Consider the following 14,069-nt stretch of genomic DNA (forward strand, 5'->3'; position numbering starts at 1 on the left):
TTTCGCTGCGGTCAGGCCGTGACCTTGAGCACGTCGGGGTTGACGCAGGTCCCGGGCGCACGCCCGTGCAGCACCTCGATGATGTTGGTCGCGGCGATGCGGCCCATGGCGAGCCGCGTCTGCGGCGTCGCGGAGGCGATGTGCGGCACGACGACCACGTTGGCCAGCCCGGCGAGGCCGGGCGCGAGGGCGGGCTCGTCCTCGAACACGTCGAGCCCCGCGCCCCAGATCTCGCCGGCCTTCAGCGCCTCGACCAGCGCCGGCTCGTCCACCACCGGGCCGCGGCTCGCATTGATGAGCACGGCGGTCTTCTTCATCGCCCGCAGCTCGTCCGCGCCGATGTAGTGGTGGGTCTCGGGCAGCAGCGGGACGTGCAGGGTGAGGAAGTCGGATTCGCGCAGCAGCGTCGGCTTGTCGACATGGCGGGCGCCGGTCTCGGCCTCGAAGTCGGCGTCGCGGTGCATGTCGGCATAGATGATGTTCATGTCGAAGCCGCGCGCCTTGCGGGCGACGTTGCGGCCGATGCGCCCGAGCCCGGCGATGCCCAGCGTCTGGCGGTCGACGTCGAGCCCGACGAAGGTCATCGGCGCCCATCCCTGCCATCGGCCCTGGCGGACGAAGGCGTCGGACTCGGCGATCCGCCGGGCGGTGGCGAGCAGCAGCGTCATGGTGTGGGTGGCGGTGGCATCGTCCAGCACGCCGGGCGTGTTGGTGAGGACGACGCCGCGCCTGGTGGCGGCGGCGAGGTCGAAATTGTTGAAGCCGACCGCGTAGTTGGCGACGACGCGAAGCTGCGGGCCGGCGGCGTCGAGCACCTCGCCGTCGATGGTGTCGGTCAGGAGCGTGATCGCGGCGTCCCGGCCCTTGAGGCGCTCCTTCAGTTCGTCGCGGCTCAGCGCCCGGTCCTCGGGATTGACCTCCACGTCGAAATGGGCGCGCAGCTCCTCGATGGTCTGCGAGGGAATGGCGCGCGTCACATAGACGGATTTGCGGCTCGTCATGGATCGGATCCTGGATCAGTGGGTGTCGAGGGAGGCGGCGAGGAGGTCGGCGATGGCCTGGTCCTCCTCCGGCGCGAGGCCGCTGATGCCGACGGCGCCCAGGAGGCGGCCGGCGGCGTTCTTCACCACCGCGCCGCCCGGCAGCGCGGTGAGGGCGGGATCGCAGAAATAGCTCGCCGGGATGTTCTCGCGGTGCAGGCGGGCGAGGAAGGCGTCCGTGCCCACGCCCATGCGCGCGGCCGAATAGGCCTTGCCCTGCGACAGGGCGATGCTGCGTACCGGGGCGCCGTCGGCCCGGGCGAAGGCGAGCAGGAAGCCCTGTGCGTCGCAGGCGGCGGCGCAGATCGGCCGGCCGTATTCGGCGGCCGCGCGGGCGAGGGCGTCGGCGACCATGCGCCGGGCCTGTTCGTAGTCGATCGTCTCCATGGGGAAGCGCCTTTCACGGTTCGGGGCCGGCGGGGCGGGAGGGATCCCGGTCCCGCGCGGCGGTTTCGTCCCCGGCCACGCCGGGCGGGCGCGGCCAGGGGCTCAGGCAGGGTGGGAGCTGTCGGGAGAAGCCGTCAGGGCTTGCCCTGCTCATAGGCGGGGCGGTCGGTCACCAGCGGCGGGGGCGCGGTCTCGTCGGTGGCGACCATTCCCTCCGCCAGCCGCTGGGCGTTCCGCTTCTGCACCTTGCGGTAGACATAGGCGGTGAGCAGCGGCGTGAGCACGGCGGTGACGATGACCGAGGCCGCCACCTGCACGGTCGCGACCGGCGCGATCGCGGCATAGGAGGGGTCGGCGGCGGCGATGGCCTTGGGCACGGCGGCGGCATTGCCGGCGGTGCTGGAGGCCGCGGCACCGGCGACGCCCGAGCCGCCGAGCATCTTGTCGGCGAAGACGCAGCAGATGCCGGTGACGACGAACACCAGCAGGCCGAGGAAGATGCCCGAGAGGCCGCCGGCGACGACGTTGTTCAGGTTGATGTTCTGGCCCAGCGTGAAGGCCATGAACGGCACCACCAGCCCTTCCTTGGAGCCGAAGAACTCGCGCAGGTCGCCGTCGAGATTGCCGAGTATGGCGCCGGCGAAGATGGGCGCGACCACCGAGACCATCGACAGCCAGGGGATGTTGGCGAGGCCGGCGCCGACCAGGATCACCATGGTCAGGAACGGGCCGGTCTCGATGCTCTGCGCCACATAGGTGCCGGCGTCCTCCTTGTTGCCCATGGCACTGGTGAGGGCCATGAACATGCCGCCATTGGTGTCGCTCATGGCCACCAGCAGGGCGAGGGTGGAGAGGCCGAACAGTTCGCCGCCGAAGAACTTCGCCACCGACAGCGAGATCAGCATCGCCACGGCGACCTTGGCGAACAGGATGCCGAAGCCGCGCTTCAGCATGCGCGGGGCGGCGTTGAAGGTCATCTTGGTGCCGACCGTGAAGAGGTACATGCCGAGCACGGTCGGGTAGCCGGCGCCGCTGAGCGCCTCGGTGAAGCCGCCGATCTTGAGCAGGTTGGGGCAGAAGGTGTTGATGATCATGCCGAGGAACAGCGGCACGACCATGAGCCCCCCGGGCACCTTGGTGATGGTCTGGTAGATCTTCATGGGCATTTCCTCTGACTTCTTGATTCGTCGACAGCGGCCCCGGAAACGCGCCCAGCGAGGCGCTTTCCGTAGCGTAAAGGTAATAAAATACTACCTATGGCCATGCGGCGGCCCGCCCGCGCGACGGCAGGACCGGCCCGTTTCCATCGAGAAGGCTGGTTTCAGGTGCCGGCGTTTCGCCGGATTTTTTGTTGAGCTGTCAGTGCGGCGAACGATGGGGCGGGCGCGTGCCTACCCCACGAGCATGGCGGCATGGGTGCATGGACCCGGTCTCCCTAGATAATTCCATATGTGGAACTATAATTCGTTATACGGATATGCTAGTTGTGTTGCCGGAGGAGATCAATGGGGTAGAAGCCCGCAACGGCACCGTTCCGCGGCCGCGGGCGGCGGGTGCGACGTTCTGGAGCAGGTGATGGCCGACGGGCATACGGACGCGACGAAGTCTTCGGCGCCGGCGCTGAGCAAGGGGTTCGCCATTCTCGAGCTGCTGGCCGAGGAGCCGGGCCTGCGCTTCGCCGAGATCCGCGCGCGCCTCGGCCTGCCGGGCAGCAGCTGCCACCACCTCATCAACACGCTGTGCCAGCTCGGCGCGCTGCAGATGAACGAGCAGCGCGGCTATGTGCTCGGCCTGCGGCTGCTGGAACTCGGCGCGCTCGCCGCCGGTCAGCGCCAGATCGAGCACCAGGCGCTGCCGAGCCTGCGCCGCATGTCGCGCGAGCTGCAGCTCACCTGCCATCTCGGCGTGCTGGAAGGGCACGCGGCGATCTATCTCCTGAAGGTCGAGGGCCAGCGCGAGATCCGGGTCAATACCTGGGTCGGCAAGCGCCTGTCGCTGCACAGTTCCTCCCTCGGCAAGGTGCTGCTGGCCTGGCTGCCGGAGGCCGACATACGCGACCGGCTGCAGCACGCGACCTGGGAGCCCAAGGGGCCGAAGACCATCACCGACCCGGCGGCCTACCACGCCCATCTCGCGCTGGTGCGCGAACAGGGCTGGGCGCTCGACGACGAGGAGGACAACCCCAACATACGCTGCATCGCCGCGCCGGTGCTGGATCTGCGCGGGCGCGTGGTGGCGGCGATCAGCGTGGTGGGCACGGTGCTGGACATCGGCCCGGAGCACATCGACACGCTGGCCGGCGCGGTGCGTGGCACGGCGGGCAGCATCTCGCGCGAGCTCGGCTATCGCGGCGCGCCGGAGCCGGCGCTGCCGGTGGGCTGACCGGCGCGCGGGCGGCGGAAGGACGCCCGCGCGGGATCAGACGCTCTGGCCGACCTGCCGGCGGATCTCGTCGGCGATCGGGTGCAGGTCGCCGGGCGCGACCGGGCCGACGAGGCTGTAGCCGATGCCGTCATGGGCCCAGCTGAAGCCGGTGAGGTCGCCGGTGCGGGTCTGCGACATCAGCGCGTTCCTGTCGGCCGCCATCGGCCGCGTGACCATGACCAGTCGCGTGCCCTTGTCGTCGTCATACATCAGCATCAAAGCCGGCCCGTGCGCGGTCGGCACCAGCCGCCCGCCCATGAAGCGGTAGCCGGAGGGCTTCAGATCCGGGATCTTCACGGGGTGGCGCAGCCGGTCCGAGGTCCAGGAGACGAGGTCGCTGCTGTCGGCGGCGGCGATCTCGACCGGGCGGACCCGGTCGGCGGCGAACACGGAGTAGCTGTCCGCCGCCTCGCTGGCGAGCGCGTTCACTCCCTCGGCCGGGCCGGCGACGCGGCCATGCACCACCCATCCCCCGGCAAGGCCGACGCCGAGCAGCACCACCGCGGCGGCAAGGTCGCGCCAGGAGCGGGCGGAACGGCCGAAGCGGTCCTGCCGGCCGCGGCGCCGCTCCTCGACCAGACGGGCGAGGTTCAGCTCGGAGGGGACGGGCTCCTCGACCACAGGGCGAAGCGCGGCGCGGAGCTGGTCGCGCTGGTCCATATAGGCGGCGACGCGCGCGCCGGCTTCCGGGTGGGTGTCGAGATAGTCCTCGACCTCGCCCCGCCGCGCCGGGTCGAGCCTGCCGTCGACATAGGCCTGGAGGTCGTCTTCGCTGATCGGTCGTGCGTTCATGTCATTCTCCGCTGGCGGAACGGCAGCACCTGTCCGGCCTCGCCGCCACCCTGCGCGCCCGGCTCCATGATGTGGCGCAGGCGCTCGCGGGCGCGGGCGAGGCGGCTCATCACGGTGCCGATCGGGATGTCCAGCACGCGGGCGGCCTCGGCGTAGCTCAGATCCTCCACCGAGACGAGGAGCAGCACGTTCTTCTGCTCCTCCGGCAGGGCGTCGAGCGCCTTCATCACGTCGTACTGGCGCAGGCCCTGGTCCTGGTCCGGCGCCTGCGCCACCGCGTCCTGCTGCAGGTCGTCGAGCGGCACGTGCACGCCGCGCCGCTTGCTCTGGCGCATGCGCGAGATCGCGAGGTTGTGCAGGATGGCGAAGGTCCAGGAGCGGGCGTCGCTGCCCTCGCGCCGCTGGTGCCAGCGGCTGATGGCGAGCTCGAGGCAGTCCTGCACCAGGTCGTCGGCGGCCGCCCGGTCCCGCATCAGCGCCCGCGCATAGCGCCGGAGCGGCGGGATCAGGGGTTCGAGCAAGGTCACCATGTCGTCCATGACAGGTCTCTTTCGGGTTGGCGGCCCCTGCGTGGAGGGGCGGCCCGCCGGCAGTCTACAGGCCGGCGGGCCGGGCGGCTCACTCGACCGCGGTCTGCACCTGCACCGGCGCGCCGATCTTCTCCATCGAGCCGGAGGCGATCACCAGATAGCGCCGGCTGCCGGCGCTCCCGCCCTGCACCACCTGCCGGATCGGGCCGACGGCGTTGACGATGGACGAGCCCGCCGGATTGGCCTTGAAGGCGGCGAGCGGTTCGAGATCGCCCGAGCCGTCGGGCTTGTCGGCGAGCGCCAGAACGTAGGGGCTGCCGGGTTCGAGGCCGGTGACGGAGGCTTCCAGCACCTGCGTCAGCCCCTGGTCGAACAGCGCCACGCTGGTCGGGCTGGCGCCGTCCTTCGCGCCGGGCGCGGAGAGGCGGAAATGCGCCACCGCGCCGGCGAGGCCGAGCGGCTGCAGATTGGCCGTGCCGGGACCCTGCGGCACCGCGTCCGGCACATAGGCGACGGCCTGCGGCGCCTGGCCGATCGGGATCTCGGCCACCACCTTGTTGGTCAGCGTGTCGATGGCCGCGAGCTTCGCCGCGTTCTCGAGGCCGACATAGACGCGCGTGCCGTCGCCCGAGGGCCACAGGCCGTGCGGCAGGTCGCCGACCGGGATGGTCGCCACCTCCTCGAAGGTGTCGGTCCGGTAGACCTTGACCTCGTTGAGCCCGCCGATCGTCACATAGGCGAAGCTGCCCTTGGCGTTGCGGGCGAAGTTGACGTGGTTGGTGATCGGCCCGCTGTCGATGGTCTTCAGCACCTTGAAGGGCGGGCGGGCGTCGAACACCTGGACCTTGCCGACATCCTTGAGCGTGAACCAGACCTGCTTGCCGTCGGGCGTGGCGGCGATGTTGGGGCAGAACGGGCTCGCCTGCTTCACCCGGCCGACGATCTTGTGGGTCGCGACGTCGACCACGTCGGTCTCCGGGTTGAAGGACGAGCAGACATAGCCGTACTTGCCGTCCGGCGAGAAGATCTGCATGCCGGGGCCGGCGGGCACCTTGATGCGCGTCTTCTCCTCGAAGGTCTTGCCGTCGAGCACGGCGACGTAGTCCTCGCCGCGCACCGTCACCCAGACCTCGCGGCCGTCCGGGGTGAAGAACGCCTCGTGCGGCGAGCGGCCGAGATAGGTGGTGTGCTTCACCGTGTTGGTCGCGGTGTCGATGAAGGTCACCGAGTTGCTGCCGGTGGAGACCACGGCGAGCGTCCGGTTGTCGGGCGAGAAGCCCATGCCGTGGACGAGGGTCTGGCCCCGATAGAGCGGCGAGAGGTTGCCTGGCTGGGGATCGCCGAGGCGGATGACGCCGAGCAGCGTGTTGCTAGCCGGGTCGGTGACCGAGACCGTATTGGAGTACTGCTCGGCGGCATAGACGCGGTCGCGATGGCTGACCGGAATGTCCTTCGCGGCAGCGGCATAGGGGGCCTGGCCCGCGAAGGCGGCGGCGCTGGCGAGCAGCGTCCCGGCCAGCGCGGCCAGGAAGGGGATGCGCTTCATCGGATTTTCCTGAGGTTTTGGATGGGGGAGGCGGCGGCGCCCGGGTGGGCGGGGGCCTAGTCGGCCGTGCCGGTGGGCGAGGGCGTCGAGGGCGGCAGCTTCTCGCCCACCGCGAGGCGCATCGCGGCGATCTCCTGCTGCTGCGTGACGATGATCTCCTGGGCGAGATATTTGAGCTTCTGGTTGGTGCCGTAGCGCAGCTCGAGCTTCGCCATGTCGATCGCGCCCTGGTGGTGCGGGACCATCATGTCGACGAAGTCCTTGTCGACGTCGCCGGTGGGCGCCACCGCCATGCCGGCCATCATGGTCGACATGGCGGCATCATTGCCGTCGAGGAAGGGCCGCTCGGCGGCGAGCGCGGCGGGGTCGGTGCCGGGAGCGGGCGCGGGAGCCGCCATTTTCGTGGCGTCCATGTTCATCGCGCCCATGTTCGTGGCGTTCATGTCGTGGGCGAGCCCCGGGACGGCGCTGCCGCCCAGCGCCAGAGCCGCGCCGACCAGCGCGCCGCGGGCGAACCCCGGGAGGGGGTGGAGGCTGCCGGCAAAGTTTCTGCGGAAGGTCCTGCGGATCGCGCCGGTCATCGGCCACTCCTTCGTCCGGTGATGAACGTCTGGTGGCGTAGACGCGGGCCGGGTGGGGATTATTCCGCCGACGGAGCGGGAAGGGCCGCGCCGCCGGTCACGGCTGCTTGATGGACCGCGCGGGCCCCGGTATCGCGGGTGGGTTCAGCCATTCCCGGATGCCGGGCCGGCCGGCTCGAAGGCGTGGTAGATGGCTTCCGCGATCGGCAGCAGCGCGTTGCGGGCGAGCGGCGCCGTCACCGCGAAACCGAAGCCCTGGTCGAGCCAGGCGAGCGTCGAGGCATCGCCGTCGCGGAAGAAGCGGAACGCGGTCTGCGTGCCGTCGGAGGCCTGCACATAGAGGGTCAGGCGCTCGCCGCCGGCGTTCTCGTACATGAGCTGGGCCGCCGCGCCCCGGCGGGCCGGCAGCAGGCGCCCGCCCATCAGCGCGTAGCCGAAGGCGCTGAGATCCGGCGCCTCGAGCGGTCGGCCGAGCCGCTTCGAGAGCCAGGTCATCAGATGCTTCTCGTGCTCGGCGCCGACCTCGACCGGATGCGCCACCTCCACCACATAGGTGCGGTAGGCGGCCATGGCGCCCTGCGACACCGCGTCGGCCGCCGCGAGGCGCGATCCCGGTGGCGCGGCCGGCGCGCCGCGCCCGAGCACCCAGCCGCTGCCGCAGCCGAGCGCGAAGATCAGCACCGCCGCGGCTGCCGCGCGCATCCAGCCGCGGGAGCGCCGCCGGCGGCCGGCGCGGATGCTGGAAACGCGCAGGCGCGCGGGCACAGGCTCCTCGAACTTCGCCCGCAACTGTTCCCTCAGCACCTCCACCTGACGGCGCTCGCGCTCAAGGCGTGCGCGCACCTCCGGCTGCTCGTCGAGATAGGTCTCGACCAGGGCGAAGCGGTCCTGCGCGATGCGCCCGTCGATATAGGCCTGGAGATCGTCCTCGCCGATCGGGGTGTGAGGGCCCTTCATTTGACTCTCCGCAGGAATGGGATGGCCTCACCCTCCAGAAGCTCGCGCAGCTTGCGGCGCGCCCGCGCGAGGCGCGACATGACGGTGCCGGACGGGATGGCGAGGATGTCGGCGGCCTCCGAATAGGAGAACTCCTCGACGCCGACGAGCAGGATCAGCGAGCGGTAGTCCTCCGGCAGCCGGTCGAGCGCGGCCATGACATCCTTCACGTCCAGCGCTCCTTCCTGGCCCGGCGAGACGGCGGGCGCGGGCGCCTCCTCCAGCGGGACGCTGGCGCCGCGCCGCCGGCCGGCATGGTAGGCGTTGATGAAGATGTTGCGCAGGATGGTGAAGAGCCACGGCCTCAGCGCATCCGCGCCGCGATGCAGGTGCCAGCGCGAGAGCGCGCGCTCGAGGCAGTCCTGGACCAGATCGTCGGCGGCCTCGTGGTCGCGCGTCAGCGCATAGGCGTAGCGCCGCAGGGCGGGAATCTCGCCCTCGATCAGCTCGTCCCTGTCAGCCTTCGCCATGGCGATCGCTTCCCTGATCGCTTCCCTGCCGGTGCCGCGGACCGGAAGGCGCCGGCGCCGGGTGGGCCGGCGCCGATGCCGTTCGCATCACGGCTTGGCGACGTGCCAGGCGCCGTTGAGCAGGCCGTCGCCGGAGGCGTCCCCGGCCTTCTCGTCCTTGACGAAGGTGTAGAGCGGCTTGCCCTTGTAGGCCCATTGCAGCGAGCCGTCCTGGCGCGTCACGATCGAATAGCCGGCCTCGGCCTTGGCGCCCTTGGCGGCCATCAGCGGCGGCCAGTTCTCGGCGCATTTGCCGTTGCAGGCGGACATGTCCTTGCCGTCCTTGGAGAAGGTGTAGAGCGTCATGCCGTGGGCGTCCACGAGTGCCTCGCCCTTGGCGGTTTTGCCGGCCATGGCCGGCGCGGCGAGGGCGCTGCCCGCGGCGGCGGCCATGATCACGACGGCAAGCGAAAGGGTCTTCAGCATCGGTTCTCTCCTTGTTGCATCGTCGCGGCGATCGCGACCTGCAGCAGAGAGACAGCCGGGGCGGGCGATCTATTTCGCTCCCGCGCAGTTTTTTCGCGGCCCGGGGCGGCAGACGCCCGGCAGCAACGCAAAAGGGCGGCCGCCGGGCCGCCCTCGCGCTTGGACAGACCGGCCGCTCTACAGGTCGAGCGCGCCGGAGAGGTCGCCCATGGGCGGCTGGTGATGGGCGGCGAGCGCGTCGTCGCGCTCGATCAGGCCGGGCAGCACCGGCAGGTTCCAGCGCTCGGTGATGAAGCGCAGGATCGAGGTGGTGTCGTACTGGGTGTGGTCGACGAAGCCCTTCCGGGCGAAGGGCGAGACGATGAGGGCGGGAATGCGCGAGCCCGGGCCCCAGCGGTCGGCCCGGGGCGGGGCGACATGGTCCCAGAAGCCGCCATTCTCGTCATAGGTCAGCACCACCAGCATGTGGCCCCATTGCGGGCTCTTCTGAAGGTGGGCAATGACGTCGGCGATATGCGCGTCGCCCGCCGCCACCGAGGCGTAGCCGGCGTGCTGGTTCAGGTTGCCCTGCGGCTTGTAGAAGGTCACGGCCGGCAGCTTGCCGGCGTCGATGTCGGCGATGAAGGCGGTGCCGTTCATGCCGCCGTCGCGCAGATGCGCGGCCCGCGCCGGGGTGCCGGGCGCGAACTGGGCGAAATAGTTGAACGGCTGGTGGTGGTACTGGAAGTTCGGCACCGGCTTGGCGTTCTTGCCGTCCAGCGCCGCCTGCCAGGCGCCCGCATACCAGGCCCAGTCCACGCCCTTGGCGCTGAGCAGGTCGCCGATGGTGACGTCATGCTGCGGCGGCAGGGTGGTGGCGACCGAGGGGTCGGCATAGGCCGGGCCGGACTGCTCCGTCGGCGGGTTGCCGCTCGGCTGGTATGGCGGCTGCATGGTGTTCACCGCGTAGAAGTCCGGCGTCAGGTTCGAGCTGTTGGCGAATTTGGGCGGGCCGTCCATCGCCGAGCCGGGCGCGTTGGCGGCCGGCGTCAGGGTCACGCCGTCTGGCTCGACCTTGGAGACCAGCCCCTTGGCCGGGCTGTTCCCGGCGTCGGGATAGCGTGGGATGCAGGCGCAGATCAGCTCGAAATGGTTGAGGAAGGAGCCGCCGAACGCGCCCTGGAAGAAGTTGTCGGCCAGCGTGTACTCCTTCGCCACGTCCCACAATTGCTGCTGCGCATGGGCGTAGTTGCCCATCACCAGCCCGCCGGAATCGGCGAAGGCGGCGAACTTGTCGTTCCTGCCGCCGTCGATCTGCATCTGCTCCTCATAGAAGCGGTGCCACAGGTCGCGGGTGATGACGCTGTCGGCGGTGTCGAAGCCCTTGGGGCCGTCGATGGCGAAGGGCGCGTTGGGCAGGTGCTCGGTCTTGGCCTGGGTCACGACCGGCGTCACGCCCTTGGCGGTGAGCCCCTCCCAGATGGCCGGAAGCTCGGCGAGCGGCTTGCCGTCGCGATCCACCTGCCGCGCCGCCTGGGGGGTGACCTCCTGAAGGCCGCGCGCGCCCGGGAACGTGCCGTAGATATTGTCGAAGCTACGATTTTCCGCGTAGATCACCACAACCGTATCGATCTTGTCGAGATCGACTGCCGCTGCGGAAGATATGGTTGCCGCAAAGGCAACCAGTGACGCGCCAGTCAGGAGCAACGTGCGAAGCGGATGCATATTTTCTTCTCCACCTTTCGGGCGAACGACTGGCACACGCCACGAGACAAGCCGTCGAGCGCTTGGAATTATTCTTAGCTACGCCTGTCATATTGCAGTTTCGTGATCCTCCGGCGGCCGCCATCACGCCGCTGTCATGGAACTGGCCCAACGATTCACCGGCACGCGCGCCGGCGCGTCCGGTTTCGAGGGAGAGCGCAGCGTGACGAGGGAGCGGAAGGAGAAGGGGGCGCGGTGCGTGATGGTGATCGCCCGCAGGGCTGGCGTTTCCCGCTCGCTGCGTGCCGCCGGCATCGGTCTGCTCGCGGCGCTCACTGTGGCGATGGCGGGGGCGCCGGCGATGGCGGTCTCGGGCGTGCTGTCGCGGGCGGACGCCTATGCGCGGGCGGACGCGCTCACCACACTGGGGCGCAAGATGTTCTTCGACCCGAGCCTGTCGGCCTCGCACGCCCTGGCCTGCGCCTCCTGCCACGCGCCGTCGGCGGGCTTCTCGCCGGCGGATGCGGCGCCGATCCGCCTCGGCGGCCCGCATCTCGACCAGCCGGGCGTGCGCGCCGTGCCCTCGCTGACCTATATCGAGGTGACGCCCGCCTTCACCGAGCACGAGTTCGACGGCGAGGAGGAGGGCGACCCCAGCGTCGACAATGGGCCGACCGGCGGGCTCGACTGGGACGGGCGGGCGGATCGCGGGCGCGACCAGGCGCGCTTTCCCCTGCTGGCGCCGAACGAGATGGCGAATGCGAGCCCGGCCGCCGTGGTGGCCTCGGTGCGCGCCGCGCCCTATGCGGGCGAGGTGCGCGCGCTCTCCGGGGGAGGCGACGACGCCGCGCTGTTCCGCACCGTGGTGGCGGCGCTGGAAGCATTCGAGCAGGACCCCGCCACCTTCTATCCCTACACCAGCAAGTTCGACGCCTATCTCGCCGGCAAGGCGACGCTGAGCGACGCAGAGGCGCGCGGGTTGAAGCTGTTCGAGGACGAGAACAAGGGCAATTGCGCGAGCTGCCATCGCAGCCAGGTGGACGCCACCGGCACGCCGCCGCAGTTCACCGATTACGGCATGATCGCGCTCGGCCTGCCGCGCAACCGGGCCATTCCCGCCAACAAGGACCCGAACTACTACGATCTCGGCCTGTGCGGGCCCTACCGCACCGACTTCGCCGGCGAGGCCGACTATTGCGGCCTGTTCAAGACGCCTTCGCTGCGCAACGTGGCGCGACGCAAGACGTTCTTCCACAACGGCGCGTTCACCAGCCTGCGCGACGCGGTGGCCTTCTACGTCTATCGCGACGTGCAGCCCGAGCGCTTCTACCCGCGCCGGGCCGACGGCAGCGTGGCCATCTATGACGACCTGCCCGAGCGCTACCGGCAGAACCTCAACCAGGACCCGCCCTTCGGCGGCAAGCCGGGCGACCGGCCGGCGCTTACCGAGGCCGAGATCGACGACGTGGTCGCCTTCCTGAAGACGCTGGACGACGGCTACCAGCCCCCGCATGCGGGAGGCTCGTCGAGCCGGTGAGCGAGGACGGGCCCGCTCGTCAGAAGCCCATCGGCCCGCCGTCGCTGCGCGGGTCGCCGGCGCCTTCCAGCACGCCGTCGGCATGGCGCGCGATAGCGCCGGCATGGCCCATCATCTGGTCGAACGGCGCCACGACCTCGACGTCGTGCCCGGCCTCGCGCAACGCCGCGACGAGCTCCGGCGGGAAGCGGCTTTCGAGCTTCAGCGTGACGGTCTCCGCGCCCCAGGTCCGCCCGAGCAGCCAGCGCGGCGCGGTGATCGCCGCCTGTAGCTCCTGCCCGAACAGGGCGTAGCGCGAGAACAGCGCCGCCTGCGTCTGCGGCTGGCCCTCGCCGCCCATGGTGCCGTAGACCATGCGCCGCCCGTCGGCGAAGGTGGCGAAGGCCGGGTTGAGGGTGTGGAACGGCTTGCGGCCGGGCGCCAGCACGCGCGGGCCCTCGCCACGGAGCTGGAAGCTGGAGCCGCGGTTCTGCCAGACGATGCCGCTTTGCGGCAGCACGACGCCCGAGCCGAATTCGAAATAGATGCTCTGGATGAAGCTCGCCGCCATCCCCTCGCCGTCGATGGCGCCGAGCCAGACCGTGTCGCCGGCCGAGGGCGGAGCCGGCCAGGGCAGGGCGCGGGCGGGATCGATGCGGGCGGCGAGCCGGTCCAGCGCCTCATCCGTGAGCCAGGCGCGCGGGTCCTCGCCCATGGCGTCGGGATCGCCGACGATCCGGTCGCGCACCAGGAAGGCCTGCTTGGTGGCCTCGACGAGGCCGTGCACATGGTCGAACCCCTCCGCCGCGTCGACACCGAGCCGGCTGAACAAGGCGAGGATCATCAGCGAGGACAGGCCCTGCGTGGGCGGGGGCATGTTGTAGAGCATCATGCCGGGAAGGCCGACCGACACCGGCGCCACCCGCCGGGCGCGGCAGGCGGCGAGGTCCTCGGCGCTCACCGGCGAGCCGGCCGCGGCGAGGTCCTGTGCGATCTCGCGTGCGAGCGCGCCGCGATAGAAGGCGTCCGTCCCCTCGGTGCCGAGGCGGGCGAGCGTGTCGCCGAGCGCAGGGAGCTTCATCACCGAGCCGGTCGCGGGCGGGGCGCCGTCGACGAGGAAGCTCGGCGCGAAGCCGGCGACGTCGGCGAGCTCGGGCAGCTTCTGCGCCGTCAGCTCACTCTGGCTGGCGGTGACGGGGAAGCCGTTGCGCGCGTGCCAGACAGCGTCCTCGACCAGCCGGGACAGCGGCAGCCGGCCGCCCTTCTCGGCGCTGAGCGCCAGCGCCTCGCCCCAGCCGGAGACGGTGCCGGCCACGGTATTGGCGGCGAGCGGACCGCGCGGGGGAATGACCTCCAGCCCGGCGTCGAGATAGAGCGCGGGGGTGGCGCGCGCGGCGGCGCGCCCGCAGGCCTCGATGCCGACCGGCGCCTCGCCCGGCGGGGCGACGAGCCAGAAGCCGTCGCCGCCGATCGCGGTCATGTGCGGGTAGACCACGGCCAGGGCCGCGGCCATGGCGAGCGTCGCCTCGACCGCATTGCCGCCCTCGCGCAGCACGCGCAGGCCCGCCTCGCTCGCCAGATGATGCGGCGATGTCACCATGCCCCGGCGGGCACGCGATGTGTTGAGCATGTGATGGGT

The 14,069-nt window shown here is 70.7% G+C and carries 14 protein-coding genes; 2 read left to right on the forward strand and 12 right to left on the reverse strand.

Features of this window, described 5'->3' with window-relative positions:
* Positions 1-11 precede the first annotated feature (11 nt).
* From NVS83_RS12485 to NVS83_RS12495, 3 genes are all read right to left on the reverse strand, one after another.
* Entirely contained in the window at positions 12-1,001 is a 990-nt protein-coding gene (locus NVS83_RS12485; RefSeq protein ID WP_258739590.1) for a 2-hydroxyacid dehydrogenase, read from the reverse strand.
* A gap of 15 nt (positions 1,002-1,016) precedes the next feature.
* Positions 1,017-1,427: a GlcG/HbpS family heme-binding protein gene (locus tag NVS83_RS12490; RefSeq protein ID WP_258739591.1), complete on the reverse strand. Its 411-nt coding sequence runs from the start codon at positions 1,425-1,427 to the stop codon at positions 1,017-1,019.
* A 134-nt stretch (positions 1,428-1,561) separates the two neighbouring features.
* Positions 1,562-2,587, reverse strand: coding sequence for a 2-keto-3-deoxygluconate permease (locus NVS83_RS12495; protein ID WP_258739592.1), 1,026 nt, complete (start codon positions 2,585-2,587; stop codon positions 1,562-1,564).
* Positions 2,588-3,002: 415 nt separating this feature from the next.
* Between NVS83_RS12495 and NVS83_RS12500 the strand changes: the two genes are divergently transcribed.
* Positions 3,003-3,809: an IclR family transcriptional regulator gene (locus NVS83_RS12500; RefSeq protein WP_258739593.1), complete on the forward strand. Its 807-nt coding sequence runs from the start codon at positions 3,003-3,005 to the stop codon at positions 3,807-3,809.
* Between the two features lie 36 nt (positions 3,810-3,845).
* On the opposite strand, the gene NVS83_RS12505 is transcribed toward NVS83_RS12500, so the two are convergent.
* The 8 genes from NVS83_RS12505 to NVS83_RS12540 all read right to left on the reverse strand — a co-directional run bounded on the left by NVS83_RS12505 (position 3,846) and on the right by NVS83_RS12540 (position 10,935).
* Positions 3,846-4,643 (reverse strand): anti-sigma factor family protein, encoded by a 798-nt coding sequence (locus NVS83_RS12505; protein WP_258739594.1) that lies wholly within the window; start codon positions 4,641-4,643, stop codon positions 3,846-3,848.
* Positions 4,640-5,182, reverse strand: a complete 543-nt coding sequence (locus NVS83_RS12510) for a sigma-70 family RNA polymerase sigma factor (RefSeq protein ID WP_258739595.1) — start codon at positions 5,180-5,182, stop codon at positions 4,640-4,642. Before NVS83_RS12510 ends, NVS83_RS12505 begins: the two co-directional genes overlap by 4 nt.
* Before the next feature lie 79 nt (positions 5,183-5,261).
* On the reverse strand, positions 5,262-6,719 hold the full coding sequence (locus tag NVS83_RS12515; RefSeq protein WP_258739596.1) for a YncE family protein: 1,458 nt from the start codon (positions 6,717-6,719) through the stop codon (positions 5,262-5,264).
* 56 nt (positions 6,720-6,775) lie between these two features.
* Positions 6,776-7,138, reverse strand: a complete 363-nt coding sequence (locus tag NVS83_RS12520) for a DUF305 domain-containing protein (RefSeq protein ID WP_309486202.1) — start codon at positions 7,136-7,138, stop codon at positions 6,776-6,778.
* A 306-nt stretch (positions 7,139-7,444) separates the two neighbouring features.
* Entirely contained in the window at positions 7,445-8,257 is an 813-nt protein-coding gene (locus NVS83_RS12525; protein WP_258739597.1) for an anti-sigma factor family protein, read from the reverse strand.
* A complete protein-coding gene (locus NVS83_RS12530; RefSeq protein ID WP_258734818.1) occupies positions 8,254-8,766 on the reverse strand; it encodes an RNA polymerase sigma factor in 513 nt (170 codons plus the stop codon). Before NVS83_RS12530 ends, NVS83_RS12525 begins: the two co-directional genes overlap by 4 nt.
* An 87-nt stretch (positions 8,767-8,853) precedes the next feature.
* Positions 8,854-9,231, reverse strand: coding sequence for a COG4315 family predicted lipoprotein (locus NVS83_RS12535; RefSeq protein ID WP_258734819.1), 378 nt, complete (start codon positions 9,229-9,231; stop codon positions 8,854-8,856).
* Between the two features lie 177 nt (positions 9,232-9,408).
* Entirely contained in the window at positions 9,409-10,935 is a 1,527-nt protein-coding gene (locus NVS83_RS12540; RefSeq protein ID WP_258739598.1) for an acid phosphatase, read from the reverse strand.
* Positions 10,936-11,176: 241 nt separating this feature from the next.
* Between NVS83_RS12540 and NVS83_RS12545 the strand changes: the two genes are divergently transcribed.
* Positions 11,177-12,451: a cytochrome-c peroxidase gene (locus tag NVS83_RS12545; RefSeq protein WP_374115059.1), complete on the forward strand. Its 1,275-nt coding sequence runs from the start codon at positions 11,177-11,179 to the stop codon at positions 12,449-12,451.
* A gap of 19 nt (positions 12,452-12,470) precedes the next feature.
* Here the strand turns inward: NVS83_RS12545 and NVS83_RS12550 are convergent, their stop codons facing one another.
* Positions 12,471-14,060 (reverse strand): gamma-glutamyltransferase family protein, encoded by a 1,590-nt coding sequence (locus NVS83_RS12550; protein WP_258739599.1) that lies wholly within the window; start codon positions 14,058-14,060, stop codon positions 12,471-12,473.
* Between the last annotated feature and the right edge of the window lie 9 nt (positions 14,061-14,069).

Source organism: Ancylobacter mangrovi (genome assembly GCF_024752335.1).
GTDB classification, from domain to species: domain Bacteria; phylum Pseudomonadota; class Alphaproteobacteria; order Rhizobiales; family Xanthobacteraceae; genus Ancylobacter; species Ancylobacter mangrovi.